The organism is Paraglaciecola sp. IT1134, assembly GCF_058068185.1.
On record NZ_CM176486.1, the window covers coordinates 131,669 to 150,072 of the forward strand.

17 protein-coding genes are annotated in these 18,404 nt (G+C 45.6%); 5 read left to right on the top strand and 12 right to left on the bottom strand.

Annotation, left to right across the window (positions count from 1 at the left end; translation table 11 throughout):
- Positions 1-2: 2 nt before the first annotated feature.
- Genes AC3RV5_RS00630 through tatA form a run of 4 tightly spaced genes read right to left on the bottom strand, consistent with a single transcriptional unit; the run spans position 3 to position 1,842 of the window.
- Entirely contained in the window at positions 3-542 is a 540-nt protein-coding gene (locus tag AC3RV5_RS00630) for a hypothetical protein (protein WP_489730072.1), read from the bottom strand.
- Positions 539-1,279 (bottom strand): twin-arginine translocase subunit TatC, encoded by a 741-nt coding sequence (tatC, locus tag AC3RV5_RS00635; protein ID WP_489730073.1) that lies wholly within the window; start codon positions 1,277-1,279, stop codon positions 539-541. The genes AC3RV5_RS00630 and tatC overlap by 4 nt, the downstream gene beginning before the upstream one ends.
- Before the next feature lie 6 nt (positions 1,280-1,285).
- On the bottom strand, positions 1,286-1,585 hold the full coding sequence (gene tatB / locus AC3RV5_RS00640; RefSeq protein WP_489730074.1) for a Sec-independent protein translocase protein TatB: 300 nt from the start codon (positions 1,583-1,585) through the stop codon (positions 1,286-1,288).
- Positions 1,586-1,599: 14 nt separating this feature from the next.
- Positions 1,600-1,842 carry a twin-arginine translocase TatA/TatE family subunit gene (tatA, locus tag AC3RV5_RS00645; protein ID WP_489730075.1) on the bottom strand — a complete coding sequence of 81 codons (243 nt, stop codon included), beginning with the start codon at positions 1,840-1,842 and terminating at the stop codon, positions 1,600-1,602.
- A 120-nt stretch (positions 1,843-1,962) separates the two neighbouring features.
- Between tatA and AC3RV5_RS00650 the strand changes: the two genes are divergently transcribed.
- The gene (locus tag AC3RV5_RS00650; protein ID WP_489730076.1) at positions 1,963-2,880 is read left to right on the top strand and encodes a hypothetical protein; all 918 of its coding nucleotides are present in this window, start codon (positions 1,963-1,965) and stop codon (positions 2,878-2,880) included.
- Between the two features lie 64 nt (positions 2,881-2,944).
- On the opposite strand, the gene ubiB is transcribed toward AC3RV5_RS00650, so the two are convergent.
- From ubiB to prlC, 7 genes are all read right to left on the bottom strand, one after another.
- Positions 2,945-4,576, bottom strand: a complete 1,632-nt coding sequence (gene ubiB / locus AC3RV5_RS00655; protein WP_489730077.1) for a ubiquinone biosynthesis regulatory protein kinase UbiB — start codon at positions 4,574-4,576, stop codon at positions 2,945-2,947.
- A 3-nt stretch (positions 4,577-4,579) separates the two neighbouring features.
- The gene (locus AC3RV5_RS00660; RefSeq protein WP_489730078.1) at positions 4,580-5,236 is read right to left on the bottom strand and encodes a ubiquinone biosynthesis accessory factor UbiJ; all 657 of its coding nucleotides are present in this window, start codon (positions 5,234-5,236) and stop codon (positions 4,580-4,582) included.
- Complete coding sequence (gene ubiE / locus AC3RV5_RS00665; protein WP_489730079.1) at positions 5,236-6,021, bottom strand: bifunctional demethylmenaquinone methyltransferase/2-methoxy-6-polyprenyl-1,4-benzoquinol methylase UbiE; 786 nt, start codon at positions 6,019-6,021, stop codon at positions 5,236-5,238. The genes AC3RV5_RS00660 and ubiE overlap by 1 nt, the downstream gene beginning before the upstream one ends.
- Positions 6,022-6,342: 321 nt before the next feature.
- Positions 6,343-8,466 (bottom strand): TonB-dependent receptor, encoded by a 2,124-nt coding sequence (locus AC3RV5_RS00670; protein ID WP_489730080.1) that lies wholly within the window; start codon positions 8,464-8,466, stop codon positions 6,343-6,345.
- A 65-nt stretch (positions 8,467-8,531) separates the two neighbouring features.
- Positions 8,532-9,599 (bottom strand): PepSY-associated TM helix domain-containing protein, encoded by a 1,068-nt coding sequence (locus AC3RV5_RS00675; RefSeq protein ID WP_489730081.1) that lies wholly within the window; start codon positions 9,597-9,599, stop codon positions 8,532-8,534.
- A 316-nt stretch (positions 9,600-9,915) separates the two neighbouring features.
- A complete protein-coding gene (locus tag AC3RV5_RS00680) occupies positions 9,916-10,620 on the bottom strand; it encodes a DNA-3-methyladenine glycosylase I (RefSeq protein ID WP_489730082.1) in 705 nt (234 codons plus the stop codon).
- A gap of 10 nt (positions 10,621-10,630) precedes the next feature.
- Complete coding sequence (prlC, locus tag AC3RV5_RS00685; RefSeq protein ID WP_489730083.1) at positions 10,631-12,670, bottom strand: oligopeptidase A; 2,040 nt, start codon at positions 12,668-12,670, stop codon at positions 10,631-10,633.
- A gap of 272 nt (positions 12,671-12,942) precedes the next feature.
- On the opposite strand from prlC, the gene gorA reads away from it, so the two are divergent.
- The 4 genes from gorA (at position 12,943) to AC3RV5_RS00705 (ending at position 17,593) form a co-directional block, all read left to right on the top strand.
- A complete protein-coding gene (gorA, locus tag AC3RV5_RS00690; protein WP_489730084.1) occupies positions 12,943-14,289 on the top strand; it encodes a glutathione-disulfide reductase in 1,347 nt (448 codons plus the stop codon).
- A 461-nt stretch (positions 14,290-14,750) separates the two neighbouring features.
- Entirely contained in the window at positions 14,751-15,245 is a 495-nt protein-coding gene (locus AC3RV5_RS00695) for a hypothetical protein (RefSeq protein ID WP_489730085.1), read from the top strand.
- A 337-nt stretch (positions 15,246-15,582) separates the two neighbouring features.
- Positions 15,583-15,867 (top strand): hypothetical protein, encoded by a 285-nt coding sequence (locus AC3RV5_RS00700; RefSeq protein WP_489730086.1) that lies wholly within the window; start codon positions 15,583-15,585, stop codon positions 15,865-15,867.
- A gap of 241 nt (positions 15,868-16,108) precedes the next feature.
- The gene (locus tag AC3RV5_RS00705) at positions 16,109-17,593 is read left to right on the top strand and encodes a DUF418 domain-containing protein (protein ID WP_489730087.1); all 1,485 of its coding nucleotides are present in this window, start codon (positions 16,109-16,111) and stop codon (positions 17,591-17,593) included.
- A 40-nt stretch (positions 17,594-17,633) separates the two neighbouring features.
- On the opposite strand, the gene AC3RV5_RS00710 is transcribed toward AC3RV5_RS00705, so the two are convergent.
- On the bottom strand, positions 17,634-18,317 hold the full coding sequence (locus AC3RV5_RS00710) for a 4'-phosphopantetheinyl transferase family protein (protein ID WP_489730088.1): 684 nt from the start codon (positions 18,315-18,317) through the stop codon (positions 17,634-17,636).
- Positions 18,318-18,404 lie beyond the last annotated feature (87 nt).

Here is an 18,404-nt window from a genome sequence, read left to right on the forward strand (position 1 = left end):
GGTTATTTTATCCGTTTGACGCGAATACGTTTATTAACCGACTCTTTACTGAGGAAAAACGAGTTCAGAGCACCTTCTTCGACATATACCTGGTCACCGGTTCTCACGCGAAAACTATCGGAATCGTTTTGCTTCCAGACATGTTGATTGTCTAAACTGATAATTAACTTCCCGTATGGGTCCTTACTTACCTCTGAAACTGTGGCAATAACCTTGCTGATCTTGGTATTGGTTTTAGCCGGTTTGTTGGCCAAGCCAAATTCTTGCTCTTGACTCCGGGGACTGATAGCCATGGCCTTTTTGGGGGGGGTAACCACGGGTTTTTCGGCTGCGGGCGCCGGCAGCATTTTTGGTTTCGTCTTAACAGTGGCATTAGCTTGACTTGTTTTAACCGGCTGGTTAGCCAGTTTGTCGAAGCAAGTTAACCGGGCCAGGTTGTCTATCTTTGTACTGCACGCTTGCAGCGCATCAGCCAGGGTTTGGGCTTGGCTGATGCCGGTTGTTATCAGCGTTAACACCAGTGTTAGGATAGTGATCTTCATTGTTGTTCCTGCTCCTCATTTTGCTTGTCTCGGGTGTAGATGCCGCCAACTATTACTCCCACTTCAAACAGTATCCACATAGGGATGGCTAACAGGGTTTGTGAAATAATATCAGGCGGGGTAAGTAACATACCTAGAGTAAAAACCCCTACTATCACATAAGGGCGTTTGGCGCGTAGCGCATTAGGCGTAGTCATTCCAGTCCAGCACATCAATACTATGGCTATGGGTATTTCAAAAGATAAACCAAAGGCAAAAAATATCTTTAAAACAAAATCCAGATAACTGCTGATATCGGTATTGATGACGACTCCTTCTGGCGCCACACTGGTGAAAAACGCAAAGGCCAGGGGAAATACTACGTAATACGCAAAGGCCATACCGGCGTAAAAGAGCAGAGTGCTGGAGAGTAATAAAGGCACAACCAGACGTTTTTCATTTTTATACAAGCCCGGAGCGATAAATCCCCATACTTGATACAACACCATGGGTATGGCAATAAAAAAAGACAGTACCAAGGTTAATTTGAAAGGGGCAAAAAAGGGCGAAGCCACATCTGTGGCTATCATTTGCGCATGTTCAGGCAAGGTATCGAGTAAAGGGGTAGCCAGCCAGTGATAAAGATCCTGGGCGAAATACACTAAACATAAAAAGATCACAAAAACACTGATAACAGCCTTTAATACCCGACCTCGTAACTCAATTAAATGGGCAATTAAACTATTGGGCTCTGACATCCATAACTACTTTTTTTGGTAAGGTTTTTGAACAGACTTGGCTGCTGCTTGCAGTTCATCTACGGATTGTTGCAATTCTGGTGATAAATTTTTCAGACCCTGTTGCTCAGCCTTTTTCAAGTTTTCATGCAACTCGTGAATTTTGAATTGCTGTTCGACTTCCTGGCGGAAACCTGTGGCCATGCTTTTCACGCTGCGCACGGTTTTCATGGTGGCGCGGATCGCCCCGGGTAAACGTTCAGGCCCGAGTACCAGCAAAGCAACTACACCAATCACTAACAATTCAAGAAAGCCAATATCAAACATGACAATTGCTCTTGTTAATCACTTTTTGCATTGGATTCACTTTTTGCATTTTGCCCTGTAGCCTGTTCGGATTTCTGGGGCTCGTTTTCGACTTTCTCATCTGGCTTGAAATCTGCATCTTTATCTTCGATAGCTTTTTTGAATCCCTTGACTGCCGAGCCGAGGTCGCCACCCATGTTGCGCAGTTTTTTGGTGCCAAAAAGTAGCACGACTATGACCAAAATGATGATTAATTGCATTGGGCTAATACCAAACATAACATACTCCTTTAGGATAATTAGTTACATTATACGTAGCAAAATGAAAAGGTCACTGGATTTGATCCGGCAAAAATACAATGGCACAGTATTAGGTATAGACAAACAGGGAAATGCCCGTTGAAAATCACTAAAGAGAGTTTATTTTTGATCATGTTGATGCCTTTGGTGTCGGTGGCTCAGGAGGATAAGACCTATCCCTGGTTGGATACCATGCATGAAAATATCGCCGATTCAGTGAATGAGAGTGCGATCTGGTTCGACAACTTTTTTTTGTTAGAAGATTATAACAACCAGCAAAACGCCAATGGAGAAGCCAGAATCAAGTTGGGATGGGAGCCAAGAAGCCGGGAATTTAACAATTTTGAGAGTCGATTCAGGGTCAGGGTTCGGTTACCCAATTTGAAAAGTCGCCTGGATGTGGTGTTATCGGATTACGATGATGAACTGGATCAGAATAACAATACCATTGCATCTAATGACAGAGGCGCTGATCGGGAGCGCTTCAGCTTGGCGTTGCGTTGGCGAGTCAAACCTAACAGCGGGTTTTCTCACCGTATTGGGGTTGGCAGGCGTTTACAGCCTTTCGTGAAAAGCCGATACCGCAATGATTTTGCCATTTCTAATCAAACCCATGTGCGCTGGGAAACGTCTGTCTATTACTATAGCAATGATGGTTTTGGTATGCATTTTTCTACCAAACTGGATCACAGCGTCAATACGCAGTCATTATTTCGTTTCGATAATAATTTTTATTTCAGGGATGAGACCAACGATTGGCTGTGGCGGCATAGTTGGCAAAACCTCTATCAGCTCAATAAACGCACCGCTATTATCAGTGGTTATTACATCGAAGGCCTCAGTCAACCAAATTATCGCCTAAATGAACACCTTGTCAGTATGCGCTGGCGGCAGAATACCCTGAGAGACTGGTTATTTTACGAAATCGAGCCGTTTATTTTGTGGCGCCGAGACGAGAGCTTTGCACCTTCTTATGGCCTTGCACTGCGGGTGGAAGGATTTTTCGACCATGGTTAAGTTTATAGTGCTCGTTGGTGTCATGTATAGGCGGTTTTGGGTTGAAAAAACCGCCGTTAATCAGTTAATCGGCCCGATAGCGCCAAGCTACCAGCCAGGCACCTAGGCCAACTATCGCTGTGATGGTGGGTATCCACCATTGTTCAATATACAGCGGCAATATACTGGAGACTAACAATAAGGTTGATCCGCATAGGGTGATCACCAAACGTCGCTGACTTTGTTTATGTTGCTGCATTTGCAGTTCGAACTGCTGACGTTGCTGTTCAGGATATTTTTTGATTTGACGCAGGGAGTCATAGATAAGGTCAGGCATTTCCGGCAGTTTCTCTGACCAAAAGGGCAGGTTGGCCGAAATTTTATTGTACATGGCTTTGATCCCAATCTGCTCTTTCATCCAATTTTCCAGGAAAGGTTTAGCCGTTTGCCATAGGTCGAGTTGCGGGTATAGCTGGCGTCCCAGACCTTCTATGTACAATAAGGTTTTTTGCAGCAATACCAATTGCGGCTGGATGACCATGTTAAAGCGTCGAGCGGTATTAAACAGTTGCAATAAAACATTGCTGAACTCGATTTCCGCCAGGGGTTTTTGGAAAATAGGTTCACAAACCCGTCGAATGGATGCCTCAAAGTCATCAATATTGGTGTCGGCGGGCACCCAGCCTGAGTCCACGTGCAGCTCCGCTACCTTGCGATAATTACGGTTGAAAAAGGCGATGAAGTTTTCCGCCAGATAACGTTTGTCTTCACTATTTAGGGTGCCAACTATGCCATAATCTATGGTGATATATTGGGGGTCGTGGGGATTTTCAAAGGAAACAAAAATATTGCCTGGATGCATGTCTGCGTGGAAAAAGCTGTCCCTAAATACCTGGGTAAAAAACACCTCAACTCCCCGCTCGGCGAGTTTTTTCATGTTGGTATTGCGCGCTTCCAGGGCCGCCACTTCGGAAATGGGTGTGCCATAAATACGCTCCATGACCATCACATTTATATGGCAAAAATCGCTATAAATTTCGGGTACATATAGCGCAGGTGAGTCTTCAAAATTGCGCCTGAACTGAATACCGTTGGCCGCTTCATTGAGTAAGTCTAATTCACCGATTATGGTTTTTTCATATTCTGCGACCACTTCCACCGGGCGCAGGCGTTTGCCATCGGGTAATAATTTTTGCAAGACGCCGGCAAAGGTGCGCATTAATTTGATGTCAGCCTGAATGGTGTCGGCAATATTGGGGCGGATCACTTTAACCACCACTTCTTGGTCCTGGCCATTGAGTTTGGCAGCGTGCACCTGGGCTATTGAGGCTGACGCCATGGGAATAGGGTCAAACTCGCTGAATATGTCGCTGAGCTGTTCGACCCGAAACGCTTTGAGGATAATTTGCTCGGCGACCTTGCTATCGAAGGGTTCAACTTGATCCTGCAAAATTGCTAGTTCATTGGCGATATCGAGGGTAAGCAAGTCTTTACGGGTGGACAGCATCTGGCCAAATTTGACAAACACCGGTCCCAACGTTTGCAACGCCAGCCGGATCCGTGTGCCTTGGGTTTTTTCAGGGTGTTGATTGTGCAGCCAGAAAAATCCATACCGACCTAGTTTGGCATACCAAGGTAACCATTTAGGGGGAATGAGTTCATCTAATCCGTGTTGTAAGAAGACTTTGTTAATTTTATATAAACGTAAGGTTCGCACGGCTTAGTTATCGTCCTGTGGGGAGTTTTCCAATAGTGAAAGCCGGGCATCCAGGCGTTCAACAGCGCTGCGTAACTCGTTCACCTGCTCACAAAAATTATCTACTGCGGGTTTTGAGGTAGCGATGGCGTCATCTTGGGTCAGATTCTGTGCCAGTTGCTGGCCAAAGTCTTGTAACTGTTGCTGTGCGGTTAAAAAAAGCGATTTGATACTGGCAAAGGTCTGATGAGCGACTACGTCCCCGGTGTATTTTGACAGTTGCTCTTCCCAATCTATGTCCAGCTCTTTGAGCAGGCTACTAAACCCCTGGGCAACCTGGATATCGCCTTCCAATGTAAGTTTGTTCTGCTGGATCAATTGGCTAATTTTGCTACTGTCTCGCAGTTCGCCTAGTGTCTCAAGGGCCAGGGAAATATGACAATCTACTACCAGATTAGCGGCCTCTTCTGGCCACTGTGATTCAGTATCGCTTGGAGGGAGCGCCATGACATCTATTTGCTCTGAAAAACTAAACAACAAAGGCCAGGGTAACTCCCGCACCGAAACTTGTAGCTGTTTACCGGACAGTTTTTTGAGTTTGGACAAACTGTTTGGATCGAGTTTAAGCAATTGATTGAGGCTAAACTCAAGACCGGCGCTAAGCAGTTGGGCAAGGGGCATCAGAATTTAAATCCACGATGCAGGGCGACCACGCCGGCGGTTAGATTATGATAGGTGGTTTGTTCGAAACCTGCGGTTTCCATCATGTCTTTTAACACCTCCTGGTTTGGATGCATGCGGATCGACTCGGCCAGGTAGCGATAACTTTCACTATCGTTGGCCACCCATTGCCCAATTTTTGGCAACAAATGAAAGGAATAGGTATCGTATACCTTGCTGAGCAATTCATTGGTAGGTTTGGAAAATTCCAATACCAGTAAACGCCCTCCGGGCTTAAGCACCCGATACATTGATGCCAGGGCTTTGTCTTTGTCTGTTACGTTACGCAGACCGAAAGCGATGGTAATAATATCGAAAGTATTGTCAGGAAAGGGCAGGGCTTCGGCGTTAGCCTGCACGTAGTCGACATTGCCTACTATGCCCAGATCCCGCAGTTTGTCCCGGCCCACCTTTAACATGGCATCGTTGATATCGGCGAGCACTACCTGGCCGGTTGGCCCCACTATGCGTGAGAATTTGGCAGTCAAATCCCCGGTCCCACCCGCTAAATCCAGTACCTTATGACCCGCTCTGGCTCCACTGCAATCAATGGTAAAACGTTTCCACAAACGATGAATGCCCAGTGACATAAGATCGTTCATAATGTCATATTTGGCTGCCACCGATTGGAATACCTCGGCCACCATAGATGCCTTCTGACTCTTGTCTACCTGTTTAAAGCCAAAATCCGTTTTTTCGGAGGCAGATTTTGGCTGACCTGGGCTATTGGTGTCGCTATCGCTCATTATCATTCCTTGCAAATTTCTAAGGGCAGTTTACTCAATTCTGCTGCGTGCCGACAGGGCCAACAACACAAATTTGTCAAAGGTTGGCATTATCCGCCATATTGATTTAATTCAGTACTGGTTGAATACGTGCGAGTCGCCGACTTTATTGCTGAAGCTAAAACATATTTATTGATATAAAAAATAATAACAAGGTTACACAGGTAAGTCACAAAAGCTGCAAAATACCGAAGTGGCTGTTGCTATCGAATATTTTGCCTGACATGAAAAAGCCAGTTCATAGTGAACTGGCTAACAGGTTTTTATGCCGTGTTGAATCTACTAAAATAGATATTTCATTCCGAGGTTCACTGTAGTTCCTAAGCCTTTTACTGCATAACCACCGTAAGTATAGGATTGCGCTCTGGCAGGGAAATAGTCTGCATTGAGTAGGTTTTGGATCCCTGCAAATGTTTGCCAATTGTCTGCCATGGCGTAGGTGCCACTTAGATTAACTAGATTATAGCTATCTACCGGGCCTTGGTCAGTGCCATATTCACCATTCTCATCAGGTTCAAAACGCTTTCTATTGCCCACGTAGAGGTATTCGAAGGCGACAGACGCGTCATCTATTGGCTGCCACTGCAGCATCAGTGTGGCTTTGGGCGGGCTGATATCCCGCCCACCCAAATGTGCATCACTGTCGGTATTTTTCCCTTCAACATAACTATAAGTCGCCACTAACTGCAATTGAGCGTTAATGCGTAAGTCCATAAGACCTTCGTAACCCCAAATTTTAATCGGTGAACGCACGGGTAGATAAATACCACTTTGCGCATCAAAAGCGGTGGTGGTACCAAGTTGTGACGTGCTGCGATAGGTCGCCACTTCAAAACGCAGATCTTTTGATAATTGCGAGGTAATTCCGAATTCATAGTTGTCAATAATCGACGCTTGGGTCTGAATTTCTGCGATGTCGGTGACGGTCGCAGAGCGCAGCAGTCGTCCGGTATCGGATATATCTGCACCCTGTGAATAACTTAAAAACGGACTGAATTTTTCATATTTATTGTATTTAATTGCAACGTTATAGGTGGTGGCACGATAATTCAGATCGCCACCCTTAACCGCCATTGCAATTGAGCATTGGGTCGCACTTCTACACAGTTTTAGGGTGTCATAATCATCCACCCCAAGATCAATGTTCTCTCTGCGAACACCGGCTTTGAAGATGATATTTTCAGCCACTACCCATTTGCTTTGCACAAATGCCGCAATGTTTTCCATGTCCATCTCTGGTACCCAGATACGCCCGTCCACTAAAGGTTGTGAGGTAACATCATTTAATGCATCAACGCCGTAAATCAAGGTTGCGTTGACATTATCAAAATCAAACTTACTATTAAAAGTTGCTCTTAAACCTTGTTTTTCGGATTTGATAACCGATTGCCCACCCTCGTAATCTTCGTCTGGATTGGCTAAATTGCTGGAGAAGAAAAATATGTTTTCGATGTTTTGCTGATAATAGTCAAGGGTTAAAGCCGTATTAGCGAAAACGTCGTTATCTTCGTATTTGAGAGTGAAGTTAGTATTGCCTTCAGGGCCCTGGGGTTTGCCGTATTTTTGCAGTTCAGCGGGTACATGTATGGCATAGTCTTTGGTGCCGTCATTGACGTCACCTAAATCAGTCTTTTGCTGTGAGCGATAAAAATTGTAGCTCATTTGCAATGACTTATCAGCGTCAAACTGATATCCCAGTTTGGTAAAATAATTTTGCGTTACGGCATCTGAAAGGCCATATTGCAGGCCAAGAATATCGCCTTGTGCATCACGCTGAACACCATTTTGTTCATAACTGCCCGTAACCAGGTAGTGCCAATTTCCATTACGCCCGTTGACAGCCGCTTCCACACGAGTGCCAGCACTTTCAGCTGCTCTAACCGCACTAAAGCGGCTGGAAAAAGCCACATCTCCACTGATGCCGTCATTGCTTTTCGGTTGGCGGGTGATGTAATTAATGATCCCACCAGCAGCACCATTGCCAAAAATCGACGTAGCCCCCTTAATGACCTCAATTCGTTCAATAGCACTGGGGTCTAAGGTTTTGACACCAAGAGAACCATTGCGAAGTGGGGTTGATTGCGGTACCCCATCAATCATTATTAACGGGCTTCGTCCTCGAAGTGTTTGTCCGGTATTGCTTGATGAGCCGGTATCTGGCCCCATTCCGGGTACGTACATGGCCAATAAACTTTGCAGCTCAGACGTAATCTTCAAGTGCTCACGAATTTGTTGTTGATTGATAATAGTAATGGATGCGGGCACCTCGTCAATGCTCTCCACTACCCGGCTGCCCGTTATAACCAAGCGTTCGGTGTCGTCAGAAGACGTTTTTTCAGCTAGCGCGGTTGTCGATATCAGCGTTGCCGATACAAAATAGCAAAGCTTGCTTAAGGTAAATTTCATTGACACAAAGGTCCTCACCAGAAAAAAGAATGCGTATACTAATGATAATCATTCTCAATATCAAGTTATTTGCGCAAGCTTCTCTTAAGCCAAAGGTACAGCCCAGAAGCGGCAAAAAAGCTGGCTGTCAACACTAGCAGTAGCCAAAAAACTTGTACTACTGGCCCGGCAAAAGCACCGATATGAAATTTATACCTAAAATTCCAAACCTGGGTTGCCATTGACGCCTGACTGCCATCATAAACTTGTAGCACCTCGCCTGAATAAGGGTCACTCCACACCCAGCTATAGGCATGGGTTTCGCCGGGCATACTTAGTCGCAAGCGCATTGTTTCAGTGGCAGATAACGGCATGTAGATCCTAAATAAGGTTGCCTCAGGTAGGGCCGCTAATGCATTTTGCAGGGTTAACGTTATGCGAAGCTCCGGCTTCGCTGCAACCGAGGGGGCAGCGGGGCGGCTCTCGATTTTACCAGGTGACAACAGATTAACTATGGCTAGAGCGGGTTGTTGCCAGTGAAACGCAATGCCCGTAAACGCAATGAGTATCAGGGGGATGATACAATACACACCCAGTACGCTATGCAATTGATACATCAATACTTTCAATCGTGCTTTAGGTTGGATCTTAAGTCGTTTTAACGGTTTTTTCGGTTTTAGCCAAAGATATAAACCGACCAATATTTGCAGCATAAACATTACCGCAACTATGGATACCCAGTTTTGTAATGGTTTTTGCTGGTCGCTTTGCCATAACAACCAGCGATGCAGTTGCAGGGTAAAACCATAAAGCGTATCGCGCTCATTATAGACTAACAGTATCTCACCCGTGTAAGGGTTAACGCTGACGTGACTGCCATCATTAAGTTTCATTTGCCAGGCAAAATCAGCTATATCTGGCTCTAGGCTAATGTGATCTACAGATAGTGAAGTCTGCTGGCTGACGGTATCCAGTATGACGTTTAGTGCTAAGGTATTTGCTTGTGGTTTGGCAACCCAGTAAGCAGGGTTAATTAGGGCTTGAATGTCTTTGGCGTAGATGAGTATCGACCCCGTGATACTCAAAATTATAATGAATAGTCCGCTGATCAGGGCAATAAATAGATGTATTCTGCGCAGCCACAACTTGGGCATAACGTCACTTAACTTGTCAAAATTGGCTCTAGAGAATATTGATTTTTGGGTATGTTGCAACCTAAAGACACTGCCGTTGTGCAATATACTTTTCTGTGAAACTCTTAATGAAGTATTGTTTTTTATATAAAAATCAATTGGTTAATTTTTATTTGTCACGCAAAAAAAAGATAAAATTAAATTCTACCTTAGGGGCGCAGTATTGCTGTCTATGTTTGTATCAAGAAGCCCAATTGTCACTGCGTATACATAATGTTTTTTGATTTTACCTGACCAACAAACAGACTGTTTACGTTAACCCGCAGCATTTACGGTATTACACAAAGTTGTCTCCAACACTCAATGAAATAATTTGGCTAAGCTCCTGCAATGAGCGCCCGCTTTGCTGTTGTAATTCATTGAAAGATGCCTGAATAGCACTCAAGCTGCGTTTAGAGGTCACGCCCCCAGAGATAATATTGCGCTGCAAGAAATAGCTACTTACATCGCGACTCAATAAAAAGGTGTCTTTGCCTAAAAAACGCAGGGCATAAGGCCCGGTATTGCCGCCTAAACGCGCCCCATGTTGTTTCAAATAGGCCCATAAATTAATGATGTCATCTGCTGGCCAGTTGGCCACGAACCCGGCGAAACTGCCATGTTCACTGCGCACCGAATCGATCATCAAGGCGTTGTCACGCACCGTTTTAACCTTACGGTAATTGCGGATAATGCTTGGGTCCTGAGCGCGCTGTTCGAGCATTTCATCCGGCATTAGTAATACTTTGTCTATATCAAAGCCAAAAAACAAACGCTCGAAATCGGGCCATTTGTTACGTACCACTTTCCATACAAAACCTGATTGGAAGATTTTTTTGGTGAATTCAGCCAAAAATCTGTCATCCCCAAGGGCCGCCACCTGGCTATTGACCACGGGTTTGCTGAGCAAAGCCTCGAGAGCTTCAGGGCCGCCTTTGCGCTCACAAGCCCTTTGATACAGGGCCTCAAAGCTTTCCATCTGCGCCAATACAGCGTCGCTCATGGATTATTCCTTATTCAATGCCCGAATGCCTGAGCAAAGCATCTACCTGGGGTTCGCGCCCCCGAAACGCCACAAATAACTCCATTGGCTCCCGGCTGCCGCCCATTTCTAATACATGGTTTAAAAAATCTCGTCCGGCTTGCTCGGCAAATATGCCCTCTTCTTCAAAGCGGCTAAAGGCATCTGATGAGAGTACTTCTGCCCATTTGTAACTGTAATAACCAGCGGCATAACCACCAGCAAATATGTGGCCAAAACTGTTTTGAAAACGGTTAAACTCTGGGGGCGTGATCACTGCTACTTCCTGGCGTACGTGGTCTAAAAAGGCTTGTACTGACGTTTTATCTGCAGCGCTGTATTGCTCATGTAACATAAAATCAAACAAGCTGAATTCGAGCTGCCTAAGCATCTGCATGGCAGATTGGAAATTACGCGCAGCCAGCATTTTATCCAACAGATCCTGGGGTAAAGGCTCGCCACTTTGATAATGTCCGGAAATAAAGGCCAACGCTTCAGGCTGCCAACACCAATTTTCCAAAAACTGGCTAGGTAATTCCACAGCATCCCAGGCGACACCATTGATACCTGAGACCCCGCCAACCTCAACTTTGGTCAACATATGATGCAGGCCATGACCAAATTCATGGAATAAAGTGATCACTTCGTCGTGGGTAAACAGGGCAGGTTTATCTCCCACCGGGCCACTGAAATTACAGGTCAAGTAAGCGACAGGCATTTGCAGGCTGTCATCGAGTTTACGTCGCCGTGCCTGACATTCATCCATCCAGGCACCGCCGCGTTTGTGTTCACGGGCGTAGAGATCCAGATAAAAACTGCCTCTTAATTCGCCACTGGCATCTTTAATATCAAAAAAACGTACATCTTTATGCCAGGTTGCTACATCGGAGCGCTCTGTGATCGCCAAACCATATAAGCGGGTCACGACTTCAAATAAACCACTTACGGCCTTATGCGCCGGGAAATAGGGGCGCAGTGCCTCATCTGAGATGGCGTATTTTTTCTCCTTTAATTTCTCGCTGTAATAGGCTAAATCCCAGGCTTTAAGCTCGCTTAATTGATAGGTCTGGGTGGCAAATTCGTTAAGTTCGGCCAAATCCTTACGGGCCTGGGGCTGGGAGCGCTTGGCCAGATCACGTAAAAAGGATTTCACCTGAGTAGTCGAGTCGGCCATTTTAGTGGCCAGGGAGCGCTCAGAGTAGTTGGCAAAATCCATCAGCCGGGCAACTTCTTGACGCAGACTCAGGGTTTCATCAATCAAGGGACCATTATCCCATTGCCCAGCATTCGGGCCTTGATCCGAGGCGCGTGTGGTATAGGCACGGTACATTTCTTCCCGTAACGGGCGATGGTCAGCGTGCATCATAACCGGTAAATAACTGGGGATGTCCAGGGTAAACAACCAGCCTTGCAGCTCTTTACTTGACGCCAACTGTTTGGCGGCTCCCATGGCGGATCCCGGTAATCCTGCCAGCAATGCCTCGTCAGTTATATGCTTTTGCCAGCCTAGAGTGGCGTCCATGACGTTGTTGCTAAACGTTGAGGAGAGATCTGACAAACGACTCTGAATTTGTGCGTAACGTTGCTTTTTATCCGCAGTTAACCCCACGCCAGACAATTGAAAATCACGTACGGCGTTATCAATCACTTTACGCTGAGCCTCGTTTAACTGGGCGAAGTCATCGCTGGCCTGAATTTGGCAATAGGCATCATACAAACCTTTATGCTGGCCAACCCAAGTACCATAGTCGGATAACAATGGCAGGCAGGCATCGTGGGCTTCTCGTAACTCATCGTTACTGACCACAGAATTCATATGGGATACAGGTGACCAAAGACGACCTAATTCGTCATCCATTTCTTCCAAGGGAGCAACCAGATTCTGCCAATTGTATGCGTCTTGCTGCAGTAAACTTTCTATATGTTGTTTGCATTGGCTGACACTTTGTTCAATGGCCGGTTGGATCTGTTGGGGTGTGATTTCGCCAAAGCGCGGCAAACCGGATAGATCTTGTAGTGGGCTGAGAGTCATAGTGAATTCTTTAATAAAAAAATTATGCATAGTAAATAAGGGGTCAGAGCAACAAATTCAAGTGCGCACGACAAATCTTCTGTCAGTCAGCTCCTTGCCCAACTTGACATAATGCACAGTTCGACAAGGTACAGGCAATTTATTTGCAGTTGCCAGGGTCTTCTGGCCACACTGATTGAAATAACGATTAGTACAATAGGAATTTAAGTTTGTCTTTGGGCAGGCTAACCTTATATCGTGTACAGATACTAAACTAAGTAGGACAGAGCAAAATGACAGATTTTGATTATATATGTATCGGCGGCGGCAGTGGCGGCATTGCCTCTGCCAATCGTGCGGCTAAACATGGCAAGAAAGTCGCCCTTATCGAGGCCAGTCATATGGGCGGTACCTGCGTCAATCTAGGCTGTATCCCTAAAAAAGCCATGTGGTTTGGCGCCCAAGTCGCCGAAGCGATCCACAGGTACGCCGCTGACTACGGTTTCGATCTGACGGTGAATAAATTCGATTGGCAAACCCTGGTCAATAGCCGTGAAGCCTATATCAAGCGGATCCATCAATCCTATGAGCGGGTATTGGGCAACAATGACATCACAGTAATCGATGGTTTTGCCAAGTTTATTGATAAAAATACCGTAGAGGTAGACGGCACACACTACACCGCAGATCACATCTTGATTGCGACCGGCGGCCGCCCGATAAAACCCAGTATTCCCGGTGCTGAGCTAGGCATAGATTCAGATGGTTTTTTTGCCCTAACCGAGCAACCTAAACGAGTAGTAGTGGTAGGGGCTGGTTATATAGCAGTAGAACTAGCCGGTGTATTACATTCCTTGGGCAGCGATACTCATCTGGTGGTCCGTAAACATGCCCCCCTGCGCTCGTTCGATACCCTGTTAAGCGAAACCTTAGTTGAGCTAATGGCCGAAGATGGCCCCACTTTGCATACCCATCGCACCCCGGAAAAGCTTGAAAAAAATGCGGATGACAGTTTGACCCTGACCTTCGAAAACGGCGAAAGCATCGAAGCTGATTGTGTTATCTGGGCAATAGGCCGGGTACCTTCCACCGAAAAAATCGGCTTAGATAAGATCGGCGTTAAGGTGAACGAACAAGGTTATATCGCAGTAGACAAATATCAAAATACCAATGTTGAAGGCATATATGCCGTGGGTGACAATATAGGCAAGGTGGAACTAACGCCAGTGGCAGTTAAAGCCGGGCGCTTGTTATCCGAGCGCCTATTTAATGGTCAAACAGATGCCCATATGGATTACACCCTCATTCCCACGGTGGTTTTCAGTCATCCAGCGATCGGTACTATAGGCCTGACAGAGCTAGAAGCCCAGGCTGAATACGGCAAAGACAATATTAAAGTTTACAATTCCAGCTTTGCCGCTATGTATACCGCCGTAACCCGTAATCGCCAGATGACACGCATGAAGCTGATCTGTGCCGGTGAAGAGCAAAAGGTTGTGGGTTTACACGGCATTGGTTTTGGAATGGATGAGATATTACAAGGTTTTGCCGTGGCCATGAAAATGGGCGCCACCAAAGCCGACTTTGATGCCTGTGTGGCTATACACCCCACCAGCGCCGAAGAATACGTCACCATGTAGAGCTATAACGTTTACTGGTGGAACTGAAACTTTACTAGTCTTGATTAAATAGAAGCTTATTTTGGTTCGGACTGGTAGGTTTTGGGCTCTGCTTTAGCGCACTTTTAATCCCACGAATCTCATTTAACTGCCCAGCAATACGTCATAAAACGAATCTTTCCGCGCTCCCCCCCGTCATGCACAATCCTTACTCCCTATGACCATAGAACTCTGACATATATGCGAGTTGAAAAAGGCAAGTCAAAGCTGTGTTGGGTTGTCAGTAAAAATTACAATTTTAAAGTAAAATATTGCCCGGTAGGCCAATCTATATTTGCGCCAAGGGGGTGTACGCTTTACGTCAAGCCGCGTCAATTTATGCCCTGGACATAAAATTTCATTTAACCATAAATTGGGCCTATGGATTGCAAAGGGGTAAAGCGCGTAAACAAGTAGTCGTTATCAATGTAAAGGAGAGACAAATGAGTGATGTAATTACAGGTCTATTTGACAACCCATCAAAAGCAACTCTTGCGATTGTTAAATTAGAAAATTTAGGTGTTCTTGGTAAAGACATCAGTATTATTGCCAATGATTCCCATAGCAAAGATGATTTTGCTGTTGACGAAGGCTCAAAAGCTGCGGAGGGTGGCTTACTTGGCGCTGCTTCTACTGGCATTATTGCCGCCTTGGTAGCCGGATTTACTGCGGTAGGGACAGTGGCCACAGGTGGCGCCGGACTGCTGGTTGCAGGACCCATTGTTGCTGCGCTAGCGGCTGGTGGTGCCGGGGCTGCGGCTGGTGGGACGATTGGCGCAATTATTGGCGCGTTCATTCCTGAGCATGAAATCAAGTATTATGAAGATGCGCTTGAAAAAGGCTCAGTGCTGGTGGGAGTGAAATACAACAGCGATAATAAAAACGACATTAAAGAAATACTAGAAAAAGCCGGGGCTGAAAAAGTATCGACAGCATAATTTTTTAGTTTTTAATAAACTAAGGGGAGCTGATGCTCTCCTTTTTTATTTGCTTTTATCAATTTAAACCCGGGTAATTAATTAAACGTAAATCTAATAGCTTGGCCAGCACAAGTGTGTTGTTAGCATCACCTAATTCAGATCTGGCACTGATATTTCAATAGGTAAAAAGTACTGGCTCGCTGAAATTCCTACAGGGAGTAAGTCTGTTGGTTGGCTCCAAGTTATGCTTAATCGGTTGTTGGGGGGCCTTAGGAGATATCAGCTTGCTCGGCTCACTTGGCATACAGTTTGCCTTATTTTTTATGCTGTTTAGACAAACTATTGGAGAGCAAAAATGGACAATATAAATGATACAAGCAGGCAAGTTTCCCCCACGTTAGGCGATACTTTGACTGATTCTGATAAACAAAATTTACGACAAGCGACACTGGTTAACCAAGCTCAGCCTCAAGCGGCGGGCACTGCTGGCCAATCTATGGCTAGTAGGGGATATGAAGTTGCCAATCAGTGGCAGCACTCAAGTCTCAGACGTCGCATCCAGGAACACCCGGTTAAGGCAGCGGGTCTGGTTTTACTAAGTGGTATTTTAATTCGCTCAATCTTTAGCCGCAAAAACTAAAATAGTAATAACGACGTTCACTTGGGTGCAGTGATGGTAGTATATTGCACCCTCTTTGCGCTTTTTACTACGGCCAGTAACTGCGTGCCAAAGGGCTGATATTGATCAGCCCTTTTATGCTTGCTTCGCACCTTCCTACACCACATTAGCAATCGGCAAGTCACAATAGCGGGGTTATTAGACATTCTAGCGGTAATTACTTAATCTAGGTTTTGCTAACAGATGACAGCAAGGAATTAGCATGTCAGATCTCAATTCCCCTCAACTTAATCTTCCGGATAATAATTTTTCAGAGCAAGCTACACACCTGAGCCCCATCAGCACAGCTAGTCGCATTGGTGCATTGGATATGTTACGCGGTTTTGCCTTGATTGGCGTACTGCTGATGAATATTGAATGGTTTGCTCGCCCCTTTAATGACATGGGCCAGTTTGATATTAGTTTAACGGGCTGGGATCACGTTTGGGGCTGGTTGATCCGCTGCCTGGTGGAGGGCAAGTTTTACAAATTATTTTCCCTGCTGTTTGGCATGGGTTTCGGGGTGATGTTAATTCGTGCTAACGCTGCTGGGCGCCCCTTTAATCTGTGGTTTAGCCGGCGCATGTTGGCGTTGTTTATACTGGGTATAATTCATTCGGTGTTTTTTTGGGTGGGCGATATTCTACATATCTATGCGATCAGCGGCATGTTGCTACTCGCCTGGCTGCACTTGCTGCAAAAACCAGGTTTTCAGCGACTCGCTGACCCAAGGTCGGTCTTGAAGATAGCACTAGGCTGGATGTTTTTACCCTTGTTGTTAACCCTGATCTTTGGCATCGGGTTTGGCAACTTTATGGACCATTCCAGAATGTTGGCCAGTTGGCAACATTCTCAACAAGTGAATGTCAGGGTTGATGAGATCAGGGCTAAAAATCAGCAGGGATCCAGTACTGCCCTAGAAGTCATACCCGAGTCAGACAAACAGCCACTAGTAGAGGATCAGCTTAAAATTACTGAGCCAGATGACCCTATTGAAGAGCAAGCCACAGTTGCATTTGCTGAGCAGCAAGAAGAGTGGGCGGACTCAGCAAAAGAAATCGCCGCATTACACAAGGGCAATTATTGGCAGGCAACAGCTTATCGCGCCCAGTCCTCCCTATATTGGTTATTGATCTCGTTTCCTATGGCGCTGATGATTTTTTTACCCATTTTTATGTTTGGCTACTGGCTGATCATCAGCGGCGTGATGACTGAATACCAAAAACACCAAGCCTTGTTTAGAGTGCTAGCCTGGGGAGGCACACCAGCTGGTTTATTCATGACAGTAGGGGCCTTGCTGATTTTACAGCATCCGGCCACCGCCGACATCGATGCTATTGCTATTAGTGCTGAGGGGCTGTTTTTTGCCGGGCAATATTTTATGGCGGCAGGGTATTTGGGTATTTTTATGGTTTTGCTTTGCACGGAAAAATGGCCGCAAAGGTTAGGGTTTTTAGCACCCTTGGGCAAAATGGCATTGACCAACTACATCTCCCATAGCGTGATCCTAAGCAGTGTTTTTTACGGTTATGGTGCAGGTTATTATGGTGAAATACCCCGTAGTTTTCAGGTCCTACTAGCCCTGCTGATCATCGCCATGCAAATTCCCCTTTCTCGCTGGTGGCTGAGGCATTTTTATTTCGGCCCGCTGGAATGGTTATGGCGCTGTTTTACTTACCTTAAATGGCAGAGATTTAAGATTGGTTAATGTACTGCGCGGTTAAATTGGAACGTCAGTGGTTGTCAAATCACAGTTGCCAGTTTTCATGGCAGTGGCTAAATGTCTGCAATAGATTGTTTGTATAGCGCCAATAAATAATCTGCAGGGGAGTGGTTGGCGCTTGAGTCAACACTATAGCTAGTTCAACTTGATCATTGACGTGAATTAACTGCGCAAAATTGTGCGCAATTATAGATGTAATAGGAAGCTTGAGCACATCGAATATTGAGCATTTTGATAGTTTTGCGTAGGCCTCTTTGATCACCCAGATTTGATAGAAAGTATATTTTTTTGCAGCGATTTGCTGCTGGTCGTTTTCACTCAGCAAGGTTTGTAATTGTGCCAGTTGCTTCGCTGTCTTGCTGTGATACTGAACGTCCACCCCAGCGATGTTATCTGCACATTGCAAAGCCGCAACATACTGGCGGCTATGGGACAGGCTAAAGCGGTTTTGCGTAAGTTTTGTCTCTCCGCATAGGTCGATCATACCTACTGTCTTATCGTACAAAGCACAGTGTTGTGGCCAAAGAGTTGAACGTGCCCCTAAACAAACTTGTTTCATCAAGTAGCGACTGGCAAAAAATTGATTGCGTATTACAGAGCGTTTTTTTTGTTGAAAAACCTGTAATTCATCGGGGTGTAGCCAGCTTGTATCAAGATCACCTATTCCTTGGAGGTCTGCAATATGCAACACATAATTTATATCAGCCATGAAAACACACCAAAATCCTATACGTATTTTGCGTCACTTTGATATACTCCGCTGTCATTTTGCCTATCATAAAACAAGGGATCCAGT